At 34.7% G+C, this 18,705-nt stretch carries 15 protein-coding genes; 8 read left to right on the top strand and 7 right to left on the bottom strand.

Going from position 1 to position 18,705, the window contains the following annotated elements; translation table 11 throughout:
- The 5 genes from ABR854_RS15050 to ABR854_RS15030 form a co-directional block, all read right to left on the bottom strand.
- Entirely contained in the window at nt 1-840 is an 840-nt protein-coding gene (locus tag ABR854_RS15050; RefSeq protein WP_350266236.1) for a tetratricopeptide repeat protein, read from the bottom strand.
- 10 nt (nt 841-850) lie between these two features.
- On the bottom strand, nt 851-1,678 hold the full coding sequence (locus ABR854_RS15045) for a tetratricopeptide repeat protein (protein WP_350266235.1): 828 nt from the start codon (nt 1,676-1,678) through the stop codon (nt 851-853).
- Between the two features lie 2 nt (nt 1,679-1,680).
- A complete protein-coding gene (yidD, locus tag ABR854_RS15040; protein WP_350266234.1) occupies nt 1,681-2,073 on the bottom strand; it encodes a membrane protein insertion efficiency factor YidD in 393 nt (130 codons plus the stop codon).
- Nucleotides 2,000-2,722, bottom strand: a complete 723-nt coding sequence (locus tag ABR854_RS15035; protein ID WP_350266233.1) for a hypothetical protein — start codon at nt 2,720-2,722, stop codon at nt 2,000-2,002. Before ABR854_RS15035 ends, yidD begins: the two co-directional genes overlap by 74 nt.
- A 78-nt stretch (nt 2,723-2,800) precedes the next feature.
- Nucleotides 2,801-3,424: a lipoprotein gene (locus ABR854_RS15030; protein WP_350266232.1), complete on the bottom strand. Its 624-nt coding sequence runs from the start codon at nt 3,422-3,424 to the stop codon at nt 2,801-2,803.
- 226 nt (nt 3,425-3,650) lie between these two features.
- On the opposite strand from ABR854_RS15030, the gene ABR854_RS15025 reads away from it, so the two are divergent.
- Nucleotides 3,651-4,325, top strand: coding sequence for a nitroreductase family protein (locus ABR854_RS15025; RefSeq protein WP_350266231.1), 675 nt, complete (start codon nt 3,651-3,653; stop codon nt 4,323-4,325).
- A 4-nt stretch (nt 4,326-4,329) separates the two neighbouring features.
- On the opposite strand, the gene msrA is transcribed toward ABR854_RS15025, so the two are convergent.
- Nucleotides 4,330-4,902 (bottom strand): peptide-methionine (S)-S-oxide reductase MsrA, encoded by a 573-nt coding sequence (msrA, locus tag ABR854_RS15020; protein ID WP_350266230.1) that lies wholly within the window; start codon nt 4,900-4,902, stop codon nt 4,330-4,332.
- 185 nt (nt 4,903-5,087) lie between these two features.
- Between msrA and ABR854_RS15015 the strand changes: the two genes are divergently transcribed.
- The 3 genes from ABR854_RS15015 (at nt 5,088) to ABR854_RS15005 (ending at nt 11,260) form a co-directional block, all read left to right on the top strand.
- Nucleotides 5,088-5,978, top strand: coding sequence for a polyphosphate kinase 2 family protein (locus ABR854_RS15015; RefSeq protein WP_350266229.1), 891 nt, complete (start codon nt 5,088-5,090; stop codon nt 5,976-5,978).
- 546 nt (nt 5,979-6,524) lie between these two features.
- Entirely contained in the window at nt 6,525-9,863 is a 3,339-nt protein-coding gene (gene mfd / locus ABR854_RS15010; protein ID WP_350266228.1) for a transcription-repair coupling factor, read from the top strand.
- Between the two features lie 104 nt (nt 9,864-9,967).
- Complete coding sequence (locus ABR854_RS15005) at nt 9,968-11,260, top strand: SUMF1/EgtB/PvdO family nonheme iron enzyme (RefSeq protein WP_350266227.1); 1,293 nt, start codon at nt 9,968-9,970, stop codon at nt 11,258-11,260.
- A gap of 53 nt (nt 11,261-11,313) precedes the next feature.
- On the opposite strand, the gene ABR854_RS15000 is transcribed toward ABR854_RS15005, so the two are convergent.
- Nucleotides 11,314-12,000: a ComF family protein gene (locus ABR854_RS15000; protein WP_350266226.1), complete on the bottom strand. Its 687-nt coding sequence runs from the start codon at nt 11,998-12,000 to the stop codon at nt 11,314-11,316.
- A gap of 36 nt (nt 12,001-12,036) precedes the next feature.
- On the opposite strand from ABR854_RS15000, the gene ABR854_RS14995 reads away from it, so the two are divergent.
- The 4 genes from ABR854_RS14995 (at nt 12,037) to mnmG (ending at nt 18,685) form a co-directional block, all read left to right on the top strand.
- Nucleotides 12,037-12,396, top strand: a complete 360-nt coding sequence (locus ABR854_RS14995; RefSeq protein ID WP_350266225.1) for a hypothetical protein — start codon at nt 12,037-12,039, stop codon at nt 12,394-12,396.
- A gap of 33 nt (nt 12,397-12,429) precedes the next feature.
- Nucleotides 12,430-13,191: an exodeoxyribonuclease III gene (locus tag ABR854_RS14990; RefSeq protein ID WP_350266224.1), complete on the top strand. Its 762-nt coding sequence runs from the start codon at nt 12,430-12,432 to the stop codon at nt 13,189-13,191.
- Between the two features lie 24 nt (nt 13,192-13,215).
- Nucleotides 13,216-16,542, top strand: a complete 3,327-nt coding sequence (locus ABR854_RS14985) for a DUF4175 family protein (RefSeq protein ID WP_350266223.1) — start codon at nt 13,216-13,218, stop codon at nt 16,540-16,542.
- 280 nt (nt 16,543-16,822) lie between these two features.
- Nucleotides 16,823-18,685, top strand: a complete 1,863-nt coding sequence (mnmG, locus tag ABR854_RS14980; RefSeq protein WP_350266222.1) for a tRNA uridine-5-carboxymethylaminomethyl(34) synthesis enzyme MnmG — start codon at nt 16,823-16,825, stop codon at nt 18,683-18,685.
- Nucleotides 18,686-18,705: the final 20 nt, after the last annotated feature.

Genomic DNA, 18,705 nt, shown 5'->3' with positions numbered 1-18,705 from the left:
TTACTTTGAAATTTCATCCAAAATTTGGTTATAAACCTTTGAGCGACGTTTCTTTTTTTCATTAATCGCAATTTGCTCTGCTTTCTTGTACCCTCCCATATAGTATCTCTGAAACCACGGAGCAGCTGTTACTAAAACATCAAACGGACTTGTACTTTTAACCGCCGTCACGATTCCCCAAGTGGCAATGCCTAAAGTAAGTATGATAGAGTTTGTTCCGTTTTTTATATCGCCCGCATAGAACTGTCCAAGACCAGGAATAATCATACTCATGATTCGTGCAGTACGTGGATTTAATTTATTAATTTTTTCATTTTTGATGAATAGCTGTTCTATTTTTTTCTTTGATGCTGTATTCGTTGAGTCAATCAAAGACAAAAATTGTGTTTTTGCTAAATCGTATTTTTCAATTGAAAAGTTTAAAACAGCAGAGTAGAATACTTTTTTATTGTTTTGTTCTGCGTTTAAGTTTGATGGTAAATTAAGTAGTTCTATTTCGGCGTATTCAAAATTATTTAAAATCAGATAACAAGACATTTTTTTGAATATCACTTCAGCTTTTGCACTATCGGTTTTTTGTTGAAAAAAAGCTAATTCATAATAATCGGCAGCTTCCTCAAACTGTTGTGTTTCGTAGAGACAATCTGCTATATTTTTATAACAATCTTTTCGGTAAATCTCTGCTTTATCGAAATAAATCACCCTTCTGTACGTTATACCAGCACCTGTATAATCTTTCTTAGCAAAGAGTTCATTCGCAAAGTCAAAACTTTGTTTGAGATCTTGCGAAAAAGAAATTTGTGATATTAATATAAAAAGTATTAAAAGTATTTTTTGCATAATTACCAGCTCAATAATAACTATTAAAAAGATTCTCGATTTTGGTTCGGATACCTAAATGACTTTTTTTGTTGTAACCTTTAGCCGAAACAACCGAACCATAGATATTTCCTAAATAAAAACCAAAACCAATTCCACCGTAAATCCAACCTCTTGTACTTTTGACTCCACTTTTATTGAAACCTCTTACCGACTGAAAAGCCATTGTACCGACAAAGAAAAGCGATACAATTCCATCTTTCCAATCTTTTACATACATACGCCCTGTACCAGGAATAATTGCCGACATAATACCAGCAACGGCTGGACTTTTACGCTTGATTTCCATCGCTTGTTCAGCCAATTCTTTATAGTTGGTAGCCAAGCGGTGGTCTTCTGGTTTTACAGATTGTAGTAAGTCATTGGCACTTTTATAATTATCTTGTAGAATATCCGAAGTAGCTGAAAGAATTATTTTATCGGCTGACGATAATTTTAAGTTAGCATCCCAAAAGCTTTTGGCTGATTTATACTCAGATTTCAAAAGCAATGTTCGGCCATACTCAACGGCTGATGATGCACTCATGGTTGTAAGTTCGGGATAGAGTTGTTTGCCACGGAGGAGTGCCTCGTCGTATTTTCCAGAACGGCGATACATCGATAGGAGAGATGTCTTCAAAGTATCATTTTCGGGTGACATAAAAGTTAAGCGTTCAAACTCTCTTGTAGCCAAATCATATTGACCAGATTTGGCTAAGTATTCGGCAAATTTCTTTGTGTTTTCAAAATTATAAAGGTCTTGGGAGAATACTTTTGTACTATAAATTATTATAAAAAGTATTAAAAGTTTTTTTTTCATTTTTAAGGTTTATCTATCAGTAATTTCTCTTTAAAATCAATTGCATATTTTTCAGGACTAAGGCCATTGCACCGAGTGAGCCTATCCATTGTTTTTATTCCGCCCATTACAACTCCGCTTTTCTTCACCGCCAAAATTCCAAATTCAGAACAAGATGGCGTAAATGTACATACCGTTAGGTCTTGAGAAGAGAAAAAGGTTTTATAAAAAAGAAATAAGCCAGAAAACAAATACTGAACCTCATTACGATTTCCTTTGGCTTCTTTATATAACCTTTTTTGAGGAGTTTGAATTACCCCACGAAGTAGGTTTACATCTGCTTTACTTTGGGCTTTTAGCTGAAAGCTTAGACTTAGTGACAGAAGGAATAGGATAGTTATAGATTTCGTTTTCATCTTCTTGGTCTATGATAATGTTCTTATATGTTGTTTGCTGAATATTCTGCGTACCATCGGTATTATACGATATCTGTGTTACTTGCTTCGGAAATTCAACTCCGTAAAAGTTTGAATACTCCTTGAAAAACTGCTGGCTAAGCAACTTATCTTTAGGGTCATAAAAGGCAATTGCATCTAATTTTTTATTCACATTAGCCATTTTTATTTTTCCGAGAGTTTTCATCAGTTGTTTTTCTATGACACTCCAAGTCGTAATTACCCTACCATCCTTATCTTTTTCTACTTTTGATATTTTATAAATTTTAGCCACGTTTCCAGAATTTAGCCCATAGTCAGCCAATTTTCCTGATAGAGCTAAATGAAAGATTGAGAATTCGTTTGAAGCCAATACACTCTGAACTAACACACTATCTTTTGTAATTTTGTAAAGGGTTGTATCTTTAATTATTATGGTTTCTTTCTGTGGAAAAGTAAGTTTATAAATTACCTTTAAGGATGTTTTATCATAATAAACTTTTCCAACAGTTAGGCGATAAGAGCCGTTTGAAAGTTTATCCTTTATTGATACGTCGGCTTTAATTCTGTAAAATTGTTGGGCATGAGCGGTCAATACTCCAAATAATAATAGAAACAGTATTTTTTTCATAAAATCAATTTTGTCAAAAAACAAAAATAGCCCAATCTTTTGATTTGGGCTATTTTTTAAGATACTAATATTTATTGATTAGAATGCAGCTAATACTACAACGTAGTAAACTACCCATAGAACAGTCCAAGCTAAACAGCCATATAATGCCTTCTTAGTTTGTTCTTTGTCTTTGTCAGTAATTAAATATACTGCCAAAACACCAAGTAAACCAAGTACACAACCCCACCAGAATGCAGGAATTCCCAATGGTAACTCTCCAGCAGCAACTGCATTTGTTACGTTTGTATCTAATTTCAAATCTTGAGTAAGTTCTGTATTCTGAACATCTTCAATTGTTACGCCTTCGTTTGCAGCAACAAATTCTTCTAATTTATTCAATTTTTCAAACTCTGCATTAACTGCTTGCTCGTTGAAAGTCATTACTTGGCTTTCAGCAACTGCTGGAGCAGGAGTAGTTTCAGTACTTAAAGAAGCTACTGCTATTGAATTATCTGCCGATAACGTTGCTTCAGTTGGAGCTACAATCGAAGAAGTTGCCTCTTCAACAACAGCTACTTCAGTAGTTGGTTGAGCTGCTACTACTTGTTTTTTAGCAACTGCATAAGTTGGAGTGTTGCTCTTTTGGAAAGAAGCATATTCTTTCTTTTGGCAAGAAGCTAATACTACGATTGCAGAAAGGAATAGGATTAATTTTTTCATACGAACAAATGGTTTAATTGTTAAGAGAATGATTATTAGTTACAAAAATAAAATTTAAAATTGATTTACAAAGTGATATTGAATATAAAACTCTTTTTTTATGATAAATCTAATGTTCACCATTGACTTTCATAAAATGCAAATGAACGCAAAAATTTTATCTTTGCATTTTCTGTCCAATTAAAATTGAAAAAAAATTTACTTAACGGTCAAAAAAAATATTTCTATGGAATCTGAACATAATCATATAAGCTATTCAAACGCATTAAATTTGAGTGAAGAAAAATTGATTGCTGAATCGGAAGATATTTTGCTGGCTCTCAACAAACGTCGCTCATTAAGGTTTTTTTCTGAGAAATCTTTTCCAGCAGAAGTAATTGAAAATTTGGTAATGGCAGCTTCAACTGCACCATCAGGAGCAAATAAACAACCGTGGACATTTTGTGTAGTTTCATCACCCGAACTAAAAAAACAAATCAGAATTGCTGCCGAAGAAGAGGAACGCATTAGTTATGAAAGTAGGATGTCGGAAGAATGGAAAGAAGACCTAAAACCATTTGCCACTGATTGGCAAAAACCTTTTTTAGAAATTGCTCCGTATTTGATTATCGTTTTCAAGCGAGCATACGAATTTGAAATAGGGGGGAAGAAACACCAAAATTATTATGTCAATGAATCAGTCGGCCTTGCGTGTGGATTTTTACTAACGGCTATACATACGTTGGGCTTGGTTGCACTTACGCACACGCCAAGCCCAATGGATTTTCTGACTAAGATTTTAAACCGTCCTGCTAATGAACGTCCTTTCTTATTGATACCCGTTGGTTATCCTGCCGACGAAGCGACTGTACCTGACATCCGAAGAAAGAACAAAGAGGAAGTGCTTATTTGGTATAAGTAATTTCTTATTTAATTCTATCACTAAAAACTTTTTTAAATTTCTCAACTTTTGGTTTTACCACCATTTGGCAATATGGGTTAGAACCGTTTAAGTTGAAGTAATCTTGGTGATAATTTTCGGCCTTGTAAAAAATACTGGCTGGTTCAAATGTCGTAACTATTGGAGCATCATAAGCACCTGACTGGGCCAAGTCATTTTTGATGTTTTCAGCAATTTGCTTTTGAGTAGCGTCATGGTAAAATACAGCCGAGCGATATTGTGTACCAATATCTCCACCTTGACGATTAAGAGTAGTTGGGTCGTGGGTCTTCCAAAATACCTCCAATAGCTCTTCAAAGGATATAATATTAGGATTGTAAGTAATCTGACAAACTTCGGCATGGCCCGTTTGGCCAGTACAGACATCTTTGTAAGTAGGATTTTTGAGCGTACCACCCATATAACCTGACTCTACTTTTTCAACACCCTTCAATTTTTGAAACACTGCTTCAACACACCAAAAACATCCTGCCGCCAAAGTAGCTACTTTATATGTTGATAGTGATGAAATCTCTTCTTTTACATTTTCTTGATTCATTTTCTTAACTTTGTTTTTTACGACTTGAGCATTGGACAAGTATCCAATAAACAGAAGTACAATTAGTGGGACATTGTATTTCATTTTAACAATTTACTTTTGGGTTATGTTTCCTTACTATCAAATTTTAAATTAACTCTTTAAGAAACCATCACGCTACATTTCATAGCAAAATCTACAATCCAATGAAGAAAATTGATATTGATGACTTTAAGTTTAACGGTAAAGGCAAATTTTCGATTAAAAAATCTGAGACCAAAGTTAATGATTTTTATGATGATAAAGAAGATTATGAGATAGCTTTAAAGTCCCTTCAGACTGAACTTGACGAGCTACAAGAAAAAATGTTTGCTCATAATAAATACGGTCTGTTGGTTATTTTTCAGGCAATGGATGCCGCAGGAAAAGATGTAACATTGAAAGCAGTCTTCTCAGGAGTCAACCCACAAGGAATTAGGATTTATTCTTTTAAACGTCCAACTGAAACTGAGCTTGACCACGATTTTTTGTGGCGAACCAATATGCAATTGCCCGAACGTGGAACAATTACGGTTTTCAATCGTTCTTATTATGAAGAAGTTTTGGTAGTAAAAGTTCATCCAGAAATACTTATAAATAACCAACGGCTCCCTGTCGAAATCTCTGGCGACTTAGACGAAGTATGGAAAAATAGGTATGAAGATATTACTAATTTAGAAAAATACCTTACTCGAAACGGTATTCATCTTGTGAAGTTTTTTCTGAATGTTTCAAAAAAAGAACAATCTGAAAGGCTCATTGAAAGGATTGAAGACCCTTCAAAAAATTGGAAGTTTGAAGAACAAGATGTAAAAGAAAGAGAGTTTTGGAACAACTACCAAAAAGCGTATGAAGATGCTATCAACGCTACTTCGACCGAGGGGTGTCCATGGTATATCATTCCGGCTGATGATAAGAAAAATATGCGTTTAATTGTTGCGAGTATTCTAACCCAAAAACTAAAATCGCTTGATATTAATTATCCAAAATCTGATGCGGAAAGACAAGCAACACTAAAAAGTTTAATTAAAAAAATCCGATTACAAGACAATATTTAATTTCGCATAAAAACAAAATAAACAACATAAAGCGATATTATTAAACGGTAACATTTCTACTTAAAACACTAATAATAAGTAACTTACAAGGTTTTTATTTTAAGAAACATCTAATTTCTCATTTATATATTTTTTTGACCGTGTGAGTAGTACATAAAAACATTTATACATATACACGTTTGATTTTTGTGTGAATTTTTCCAAAAATCTTTAATCATTCATATAAATCATCCAAAATTAAAATCAACTATACAATAAAATCATAAAATTTTTGTTGAAGAAATTTGATTTAAAGGAATTTATTAATTACGTATAAAAATAAAATAACAATTAAAATGCGATATTATTAAACGGTAACATTATTACTTAAAACACTAATAATAAGTGATTTATATTTATTATTTTAAAGGTTCATAAAATATACATTTTCACATATTTTTTCAACTTTGAGGGCAATATTGAGGGTCATTTTTTACATTTGTATCATATTAGCAGGACGCAGAATTATATCTGCGTCCCTTTCGTATTTATAAAAGCATAATTAAAGTGAAAGCTCACGAACTATTAAAGATTTATGAAGAAGATAGTTTTATCAAAACTCTTCTTGAAGAAATAAAATCAAAAAAGAATGTTTACATCAAAGGTCTATCTGGAAGTTTAGATGCAATCATTGCTTCAGTCAATTATAAAGTAAATCCCCAACACAATATCTTTATTCTTAATGATAAAGAAGATGCTGCCTACTTCTACAACGACCTACAAAATTTGCTTGGAGAAGAGAACGTTTATCTTTTTCCGATGTCTTATAAAAAGCCTTATTCATATGAAGAAATAGATAATGCCAATGTGTTACAGCGTTCGGAGGTCCTGAATCAACTTAACAATGAAAAGACCAATCTTTTGATTGTAACTTACCCCGAAGCTCTTTCCGAAAAAGTAATCAATAAGAAATCATTAATCGCCAACACACTTCAAATTAAAATAGGCGAAAAACTTGATGTAAGTTTTATTTCGGAGTTACTGGTATCTTATGATTTTGAAAAAACAGATTTCGTTTACGAGCCTGGACAGTTTTCGATTCGTGGTGGTATTGTTGATATTTTTTCATATGCATCTGAGTTTCCTTGTCGTATCGAACTCTTCGGAGATGAAATTGATAGCCTCCGACTTTTCAATCCTGAGTCACAGCTATCTATGCAATCTGTCAACCAAATTAATGTCATTCCTGACGTTCAAAACAAACTAATTCAAGAAACTCGTGAATCTTTCTTTAATTTTATTCGGAATAAAAGTACTATATGGATAAAAGACGCAGAATATTCTTTAGGGTGTATGGAGGATTGTTTCAATAATGTTGAGCAACAATTCCATAAAATACTCGAACAAAGCGGAGGTATAAAAATAATATTAAAGCCTGAAGAACTTTTTGAAACTCGGAGAACCTACCTCAATGAACTCAAAAAATTTGATGTCATAGAATTCGGAACAAAGTCTTATTTTAAAGACTCAGAGAAAATGATTTTCCCCTCAAAAAGCCAACCGTCATTCAATAAAGACTTTAAGAGGCTCATTGATAACGTAAAAGAAAACCAACTCAATGGTATTTCGACACTAATTACTTCTGACTCGCTCAAACAACTAAATAGGCTTGAATCTATTTTTGAAGAGATAGACCCGCTCACCAAATTCAATGCCTTAGAAATTTCACTTCGTGCGGGTTTTATTGATGAACTTACAAAAGTTGCGTGCTACACCGATCACCAAATTTTTGACCGCTATCATCGATTCAAAGTCCGTGATAAATTCAGTAAGTCAAAGGCATTGACTCTGAAAGAATTAAAGTCACTCCAAACTGGCGATTTCGTTACGCACATTGATTATGGAATTGGCCGATTTGTGGGTTTAGAAAAAATTATGGTTGGCGATAAAGAACAAGAAGCCGTAAGGTTGATTTATCGTGACAATGATATTTTACTCGTAAATATACATTCTTTACATAAAATTGCGAAATATTCAGGTAAAGAAGGAGCTCCACCAACTATGAGTAAGTTGGGTTCGGGAGAGTGGGAAAACAAGAAATCGAAAGTCAAACGACAGGTAAAAGATATTGCCAAAGAGTTGATTGCCTTATACGCCAAGCGTCGCCTTGCACCTGGTTTTCAGTTTTCAAAAGATAATTTTATGCAAGCCGAGTTAGAGTCTTCGTTTCTTTATGAAGACACACCTGACCAAGCCAAAGCCACAAGTGATGTGAAAGATGATATGGAAAAACCATACCCAATGGATAGGTTAGTATGTGGAGATGTTGGCTTCGGAAAAACCGAAATTGCCATTCGTGCAGCATTCAAAGCGGTGGCTGATAGTAAGCAAGTAGCTGTCTTGGTTCCGACTACAATTTTGGCTATGCAGCATCATAAAACATTTGCCGAGCGTCTGTCAAAACTACCTGTTAATATTGAAGAGATTAGTCGTTTCCGAACGGCAAAAGAAATAACTCAAACACTAAAAAATATAAAGGAAGGAAAGACTGATATTCTTGTTGGCACGCACCGTATTCTTAATAAAGATATTGAATTCAAAGACCTCGGTTTATTGATTATTGATGAAGAACAAAAGTTTGGTGTAAAAGCCAAAGACCGTTTGAAAGAAATTAAGCACAACGTAGATGTGTTGACTTTGACTGCCACGCCAATTCCGAGGACACTACATTTTTCATTGTTGGGAGCAAGAGACTTGTCTATTATTTCGACGCCTCCACCTAACCGCCAACCTGTTACGACCGAGGTGCATGTTTTCAAAGAAGAGCTTATTAGAGATGCCATTAGTTACGAACTGAAACGTGGCGGACAAGTTTTTTTCGTTCATAATAGAGTGAATGATATTGAATCAATTGCCAACATAATTCTTCGACTCGTGCCTGATGCAAAAATTGGAATAGCCCATGGACAAATGGACGGTGACAAGTTAGAAAAAGTAATGATGAAATTTATTGAGGGTGAATATGATATTCTGGTTTCGACCAATATCATCGAATCGGGTCTGGATATATCTAATGCTAATACCATTATAATAAATCAAGCACAAAACATTGGGATGTCTGACCTTCACCAAATGCGTGGTAGAGTAGGGCGTTCCAACCGAAAAGCCTTTTGTTATTTGCTTACTCCACCCGTATCGTTGCTTTCAAAAGATGCTCGAAAGCGTTTGCAGACACTCGAAGAGTTTTCAGATTTAGGAGATGGCTTCAAAGTTTCGATGAGAGATTTGGATATTCGTGGAGCAGGAAATCTTTTAGGTGCCGAACAAAGTGGTTTCATTAATGATTTGGGGTATGAAACTTATCATAAAATTTTGGATGAGGCTGTTCAGGAATTGAAAGAGAACGAATTTAAAGACCTCTTTACAAAAGATTTGTCTTCTGTTATTGATTTAAGGCTTCCTGATTGCCAAATTGAAACCGATTTACAAATTATTATTCCTGAAAGTTACGTTAGCAATATTTCCGAAAGACTTTCGCTTTATAATCAACTTGATAATATTGAAAGAGAAGAAGAACTACAAGAATTCCAAAAATCAATGGTTGATAGATTTGGCCCAATGCCTGAAGAAGTAGAAAATCTATTCAAAATTGCCCGAATTCGATGGAAAGCCGAGCAGATTGGTTTTGAAAAATTAACCTTGAAAAACAATATCCTAAAAGGATACTTCGTTTCACAAGAGCGTACCGAATATTTTCAGACCGATAAGTTTGGCAAAATTCTTGATTATATTAAGAGTAATCCTAAACATTGTTCACTTAAAGAAATCAAGTCTAAACTACTTCTTACTGTCGAAAAAGTACATTCCATTGATGATTTAGATAAATTATTAAGCGGTATTATCTAATTTATACAGTTTATTAAGTAATTGAATTTCAGATTTCTACTGAAATATATATTGAATTACCTATTTTTGCAAAACGAATTTAATTAACAAAAATCATTCCGAAAATGAAAAAACTACTTTTTAGTTCGACTGCGGTTGCATTAGCTTTTGTGCTAATTCTAAGTGGTTGTTCGAGCAAAAAGAAAGCTTCAAGTATCAATCCAGGTCGAAAAAGTACGGCTACTGGTATTGCCTACAACAAGAAAAGTAAGAAAGGAAAAGAGCCTGAGGGTTTACAAGTTAAAGACTTCAAAGGCCAACCCGCAGGTCCAAACTTAGTTTTTATTGAAGGTGGACGCTTTACGATGGGTACGGTTGAAGAGGATGTAACTTTTTCTCGTGATAACCTGGAAAGAACCGTAACAGTTTCGTCATTTTATATGGATGAAACTGAAATTACGAACCTTCACTGGTTAGAATATCTTCACGCTGTTCAAAAAGATTCTTCTCAGGAGTTCTATGAAACAGCTCTACCAGATACAACAGTTTGGTTAAGTAAGTTATCTTTCAATGACCAATTTACTGAACAGTATCTTCGCTACCCAGGTTTTCGTATGTACCCAGTAGTTGGTGTTTCATGGGTTCAAGCCTCAGATTACTGTAAATGGAGAACTGAAGCTGTAAATGGTGAAATGGCGGCTCGTTTTGGTGATAAAGCTAAGAAATCAAAGAGTGGTAGTGGTTTTGGTAAGAAATCTAAAAAAGGAGCTCCAGCTCCAGAGGCACCATCAGTTAAAGTTGGTGGTCGTTTAGCGATTGAATCGGGTAACGTTTTACCTGCTTATCGTCTCCCAACTGAGGCAGAATGGGAATATGCCGCAAAGGCTTTGATTGGTACGCAATACATGGATGAAAATCAGTCTAACCAACGTATTTATCCTTGGGATGGCTCTTCTATGCGTAAAAGCAAAGGTAAAGCAAAAGGAACCATGTTAGCAAACTTCAAACGTGGTCGTGGTGACTATGCTGGTATTGCTGGTCATCAAAATGATAAAGGAACAATTACTGTTGAAGTTTATGAGTTCCCTGCGAATGACTTTGGTTTATATCAAATGGCAGGAAATGTAAATGAGTGGGTATATGACCTTTATCGTCCGAACTCTTTCCAAGATGTGAATGATTTGAATCCTATCCGTCGTAATGACTTCTTAGATGAAGAAAAACTTTATGATAAAAAAGGATTTAACTCTTTAGTAGATAACAATTTAAGAGTTTATAAAGGTGGTTCTTGGAATGACGTTGCTTATTGGTTATCACCAGGTACACGTCGTGCTTTAGACCAAGATTCATCTACTGCTACTATCGGTTTCCGTTGTGCAATGATTGCAATCGGGCCAAAAGGCAAGCGTAAACTGTAAATAAAACACTGATTATCAGTCAAATCCCCTCCCAAAAGAGGGGATTTTTTATTTTAAAAGGCTGCCGCAATTGTTATCACACAAACCTCTTTTACTTCAGCATTTAAAAGTGTTATCCCCAATGATTCAATAGTCGAGCCAGTTGTCAACACGTCATCCACAATTGCAATTCTTTTGTTTCTAACTTTTTCATTATCAACTACTTCGAATATATTATCAACATTTTGAAAACGCTCTATGCGGCTCTTTTTTGTCTGTGTTGGGGTATGTGTAAGCCTTTTTACTGCATTTGTATCATATGGTACATTCAAAGCCTCTGAAAGCCCCTCTGCAATGCAATCTGCTTGATTATAACCTCTTTGAACTAATTTTGTTGGGTGCAATGGAACACCTATTATCAAATCAATCTTTTTGTCAAAATCTACCGCTTTCAAATCAACTCCGTAGATTTTACCCAAATACTTTCCAACTTCTGGTTTATTTCTATATTTCAATTCGTGGAGCAACTTCTGAACTTTTCCTTTCTTTGAAAACTTCATAAATGTAATAGTATCAGTCACTGGAATTTTACCCCAAAAACGATTTGAAACTTTATCAAGTCTTTGAATGTGTGAATTGGTGCGTGGCAAATCAATCATACAATTTGTACAAATCAGATTTTCTCCGCCTAAAAGAGCCTCTCCACAAGCTTCGCAAGTACGAGGATAGATTATATCTAAAAAATGCTTAAACCATTTCATAGTGATTGTTTAAGTTTGTATATCAAATAACATAAGATGACTCAAGAAGACAATATTTTAAAAGAAAATTGGCAAACATTACAAAGTTTCCTCAAAAATAACCTCGGTAAAAAACCAACTGACCTCAATGGAGTTTTATTTCTTATCGGCGTTCAAGAACTTGGACAAGGTAAAAAAGTTTTTACAAAAGAACAAAAACAAGACCTTATGCACATCGCAATTTGCAAGGTTTTAAGTTTTGGTGGCTATTATGAACTTGAAGGACGAGATGAGGAAGGCTGGCCCCATTGGAAATTAATAACTCCTTTACCACATTTTGATATGCTTTCGCAAGAAAAACTACTCAAACACTTTGTTTTAGAATACTTTAGAAAAGAAGTTGGCTTACATATTTAATCTAAACCTTATAAAACTATTATATATTTTAAAATGAAAATTATTTCATATAACGTAAACGGCGTGCGTTCGGCAATAAATAAAGGTCTTATTACTTGGCTAAAAACCAGCAACCCAGATATTTTATGTTTACAAGAGATTAAACTTTCTGAAACTGAATTAGTAAGTCCGCTTTTTGAAGAACTTGGTTATTATTGTTACTGGTACCCTGCTCAAAAACGTGGTTATAGCGGCGTTGCTATTTTAACTAAAATCAAACCTAACAATGTTAAGTATGGAATTGGCAACTCTCTTTTTGATGATGAAGGTAGAATTCTCAGAGCTGATTTCGATACTTTTTCTATTCTAAGTATGTATTTTCCTTCGGGTTCATCTGGCGATGAGCGTCAAGGTTTGAAGATGACTTTCTTAGATGATTTCTACATTTACATTCAAGAGCTTCAAAAAGAGTTACCTAATTTAATTATCAGCGGTGATGTAAATATCTGTCATCGGGAGATTGACATCCATAACCCCAAGGGTAACGCAAATTCGTCGGGCTTTTTACCCGAAGAACGTGCATGGGTTGGCAAATTTCTTGATAATGGTTACGTTGATACTTTTAGACATTTCAATCAAGAGCCACATCATTATACGTGGTGGTCATATAGGGCAGGAGCGAAGCAGAAAAACTTAGGTTGGCGTATTGACTATCACTTTGCTACCGAGAGCTTAAAAAATCGTTTAGCAAGTGCAGCCATTCATCCTGACCACTTGATGTCTGACCATTGTCCGATTGAATTAAACTTGCTTTAAAAATTTATTAAACCTTATACCATCATGTCAACATCTGTAAAAACTATTTTTGAAAAAATAGACGATTACAAAAGGAAGTATTATAAAAACCTACTTATTAAAGGGTCTTTATTTACTTTGGCTTTGATTTTCTCTGCCTTCTTATTAGTTAATACAGTCGAATATTTCGGTCGTTTTAACTCAACCATTCGAGCAATCTTGTTTTTTAGTTTTCTCGGAATGGTTATTTACTCACTATTTGCGTGGGTCGTCAAGCCATTACTTTATCTTTTTCATTTCAACGAACCACTTACTTACGAAAAAGCTGCGAATGAAATTGGCAAATTTTTCCCAGAAATAGGGGATAGGCTACTCAATACGCTTCAATTAGCTCAAATCTCTGATAAAGACAATTCTTTATTACAAGCAAGTATTGCCCAAAAAGCTAATGAATTGCGATTTGTTAAGTTTGCTGATGCTATCAAGATTGATGAAAATAAGAAATACCTAAAATATGCTATTCCTCCTTTGTTACTTATTCTTTTGATTGCAGCCGTCTCGCCTAAATTTTTCAAAAGCAGTACTGAGCGTATTGTTTATTTTCAGAAAGATTTTGCCGAAGAAGCACCATTTAAGTTTAAAATTACAAATGATGAATTAAAAGCAGTTAAAAACGAAGATTTCAACCTGAACCTTACACTTATTGGTAATGCAGTTCCTGAGGCTGTTTATTTAGTTGCCAACGACCGTAAGTTTAAAATGAATTCTGTTGATAACAAGAATTATACTTTTACTTTCTCAAAAGTTCAAAACCCAGTTGACTTTCATTTTTTAGCATCTGGTTTTAAATCAAATGAATTTGAACTTGAGCTGATTAGTCGTCCAAATCTACTTTCCTTTGATGTTACTTTAAATTATCCTTCTTATCTAAATAAATCAAACGAGAGTTTTGATAATGTTGGAAACCTTGTTGTGCCAGAAGGAACGACTGTTGAGTGGAACTTTAGAGCGGCTAATACCGATTCTTTGTATTTACTATTTGAAAACGAACCTAAGCATTTATCAAAAGATGGTTTCGGTGATAACTTCTCTTATGTTCGTCGCTTGAAAAATTCATCTTCGTATAAAATTCAGCTTAAAAACGAGTTTAGTGCTAATCGTGAAAACATTGATTTCTACATAAATGTTATTCCTGATAAATATCCACAGATTCAACTCGAACAAATTCGTGATACAACACTCTTCAATTACATAGTTTTAGGCGGAAATATTAACGATGATTATGGTTTGGCTCAATTCAAACTTTTCTTTCGTCCTGTGCGTGATGTTGCTCAAAGCCAAGCACCTGCATTTACTTCGGTTGATGTGGCTTTCAACAAAACTCAAATCTCTCAAAGTTTCTATTATCAGTTCCCTTTAAATGATTTAAAACTTAACCCAGGCGAAAAAGTCGAGTACTTCTTACAGGTTTGGGACAATGACGGCGTAAATGGTTCTAAAAGCACAAAAACGCCCGTTCTGACGTTTGCACTTCCTTCGGCTAAGAATTATGACGCTGAAGTAGAAAAAGCGACTGAGAAGACCGAAAATATGCTTGAGAAGCTCAATGAGAAATCTAAGAAACTAAAGAATGACCTTAACAATTTAGAGAACAAGCTAAAGAGTAAGAAAGACTTAGATTTTCAAGAGAAAAAACAATTGGAAGAATTGCTGAAAAAGCGTGACGAGTTAATGTCTGAAATGAAAGCAATGCAAGAACAGTTTGAAAAGATGCAAGAGAAAACCAATCGTTTTCAGCAACAATCTCCTGAACTCCAGAAGAAAATGGACCAACTCAAAAAGTTGATGGAAGAAATCATGAATGATGAAACCAACAAAATGTATGAAGAGTTGAAAAAAATGATGGAAAAAGGTTTAGATGAGAAAACCGTTGAGCAACTCGAAAAGCTAAAAAACCAAGAGCGTAATATGGATAAAGACATTGACCGTACGCTTAAACTTTTCAAACAACTCCAAATGCAACAAAAGGTTGAGAAAACTGCCAATGAACTGGAGAAACTCGCCGAGAAACAAGACAAATTGGGTGACGAATCTCAGAAAAATGAGAAAGAGCAAAATCAACAACAAAAAGATGCTAAGAATGAAGAACTGAAAAAAGAGCAAGAAAAGCTCTCGAAAGAGTTTGAAGATAAAAAAGAACAAATGAAAGACATCGAAAAATTGAGCAAAGAACTCAAGAAAGAATTCGATGAGCAGAAAGAAGAACAGGAAGAGGTATCTGAAGAACAAGAAAATTCAGAAGAACAACTCGACCAAAAGCAAAGTGGAGCCGCATCTAAGAGCCAAAAGAAAGCTGCTTCTAAAATGAAGAAGATGGCTCAGAAAATGAAAGAGTCGATGCAGTCTCAAGAGATGAAAGAAATGGATGAAGATATGGATGCTTTAAGAGCGATTCTTGAAAACCTTGTGAAACTTTCATTCGACCAAGAGAAGATTATGAAAGACTTCCGTAATATGAATGTTGCAGACCCTCGCTTCGTGAAACTTTCGCAAGACCAATTAAAGATTCAAGACGACGCCAAAATGATTGAGGACAGTTTGTATTCTTTGGCTAAGAGAGTTCTTCAAATTCAGTCTTTCGTGACAAAAGAAGTAACATCTATGCGAAACTCTATGGATGAAAGCGTAAAGTTTATTAAAGAACGTAAATTGAATGTAGCATCTGCCAAACAACAATTCTCTATGACTTCGATTAATAACCTTGCTTTAATGCTTAGCGATACCTTCAGTCAAATGCAGCAAATGATGGCTAACGCAATGCCGGGAAGTGGTAGCAAAGGTAAAAAAGGTAAAGCTCCATCGCCATCTTCAATGGGAGAGAAGCAAGACCAACTCAATAAATCTATGGAGCAATTATCTAAATCTGGCAAGTCAGGTCGTGGGTTATCTGAAGAAGCCGCAAAGCTTGCACAAGAACAAGCCGAACTCAGAAAACGCATACAACAAATGCAAGAGGAATTGAAAGGCACAGATGCAGGTAAGAAACTTGGTAGTGAATTAAAAGAACTTGAAAAGAAAATGGATGAGAACGAGACAGATTTAGTAAATAAACGCATAAACCCTGATTTGATTAAACGCTCTCGTGATATTCAAACAAGATTGCTCGAAGCCGAGAAAGCGGTTCAACAACAAGAAGAAGACCCTACACGTCAATCAAAGGCTGCCCAACAGTTTAATCGTCAGTCTCCACCATCAATGGATAAGTACTTACAAGAGAAACAAAAGCAAGTGGAATTAATTCGTACAGTTCCGCCTAATTATACACCATTCTATAAGAAACAAACGGATAATTATTTTAGAAAAATCAAGTAAACGTTTTTCTTAGTAAATTTGCAGGGACGCACTAAATGCGTCCCTTTTTTGTTGACTTATAAAATCTTCTATATGTTAGTCTTATAAAGGTTTTATTTTTTAGCACCAATAAAGAAGTCTTTAGAATCCCTTTTATAGTCAATATTATTTTGATTTATTTTTATTTAAATCATTGGAAGAAATTCCTCCAAAACACAAAGTCAAAAATTCACGTTTCACGTGAAACAGAGTAATTTAAAAAAGCTCAAACGTTTCACGTGGAAACATAAATAAAAAAGTAATGTTCAAAGAATACGATGTAATAGTTGTTGGTGCAGGCCATGCAGGATGTGAAGCAGCATCCGCCGCTGCCAATATGGGTTCGTCTGTTTTATTAGTAACAATGAATATGCACACCATTGCACAGATGTCGTGTAACCCTGCGATGGGCGGTGTAGCTAAAGGACAAATAGTTCGTGAAATAGACGCTTTAGGTGGTCAATCAGGAATCATTAGTGATAAGACAATGATTCAGTTCAGAATGCTTAATCGTTCAAAAGGACCAGCGATGTGGAGTCCAAGATGTCAGAGCGATAGAATGATGTTTGCACAAGAATGGAGAGATACGATGGAAAACATCCCGAACCTTGACTTTTGGCAAGAAATGATTGAAGGCTTGGTAATTAAAAAAAATAGGGTAGTAGGGGTACGCACAGGAATGGGTATCGAAATAAAAGGTAAATCGGTTGTACTGACTAATGGAACCTTTCTAAATGGAAAAATACACATCGGAGAGAAAAACTTCGGCGGTGGAAGAACAGGTGAGAAAGCAGCACACGGAATTACGGAGCAATTAATTGAATTAGGATTTGAGTCTGGACGAATGAAAACAGGAACCCCACCTCGTATTGATGGTCGTTCATTAAACTGGGATTTGATGGAAGAACAAAAAGGGGATGAAAACCCTGAGAAATTTTCTTATACTGATACTCCCAAATTAACCAAACAAAGAAGCTGCTTTGTGACATATACGAACGAAAAAGTTCACGAAGTTTTGAGAAAAGGATTTGATAAATCGCCAATGTTTAGCGGACGAATTAAAGGACTTGGCCCAAGATATTGTCCTTCAGTAGAAGATAAAATAAATCGTTTTGCTGATAAAGACCATCATCAAATATTTGTCGAACCAGAAGGATGGAATACAGTGGAAATGTACATCAATGGTTTTTCGACTTCATTGCCAGAAGAAATTCAATATGAAGCATTAACGAAAATAAAAGGTTTTGAAAATGTAAAAATGTTCAGACCAGGCTATGCAATCGAATATGATTTCTTTCCACCGACACAATTGAAACTTACGCTTGAAACTCAATTAATTGAGAAGTTATATTTTGCAGGACAAATAAATGGAACTACAGGATATGAAGAAGCAGCTTGTCAAGGATTGATGGCAGGAATAAATGCTCACAACAAAGTCCATGAAAAAGGTGACTTTATTCTCAAAAGAAATGAAGCATATATTGGAGTACTAATTGACGACTTAGTAAATAAAGGTACAGATGAGCCATACAGAATGTTTACATCAAGAGCAGAATTCAGAACTCTACTACGTCAAGACAATGCAGATATTCGCCTGACTCAAAAAGGCTATGATTTAGGTTTAGCATCTGAGACTCGTTTGAAAAGAGTGAATTTCAAAAAAGATGAGGCAGCTAAAATCGTAGAAGAAATTAAAACAAGAAAGATTACACCTGATAATGCGAATAATTATCTTGAACAAATCGGTTCATCGGCACTAAGGGAGAAGTCATCCTTCTACAATATTCTAAAACGTCCAGAAATAGAAATAGAAAATATTCGTTCATTAGATAATGATATGAAAGAATTTCTAAGTCAGTATGATGTTGAAGTAATCGAACAGGCAGTAATACATGTTAAGTATGAAAGCTACATTGAGAAGGAATTATTGATGGCAGAAAAAATGTCTCGTTTGGAAGACCTAAATATTAATCCAAACTTCGATTACGAAAAACTATTATCCATTTCTATCGAGGCAAGACAGAAACTTAAAAAAATAAAACCACAAACACTCGGACAAGCATCCAGAATAAGTGGAGTTTCGCCAGCAGATATTGCAGTAATAATGATACACCTCGGAAGATAAATAAAAATTAAAGTTTCTTA

This window comes from Emticicia sp. W12TSBA100-4 (assembly GCF_040253585.1).
GTDB lineage: Bacteria > Bacteroidota > Bacteroidia > Cytophagales > Spirosomataceae > Emticicia.
The sequence above is the reverse complement of the archived record's forward strand: the minus strand, read 5'-3'. Positions and strand labels throughout refer to the sequence as shown.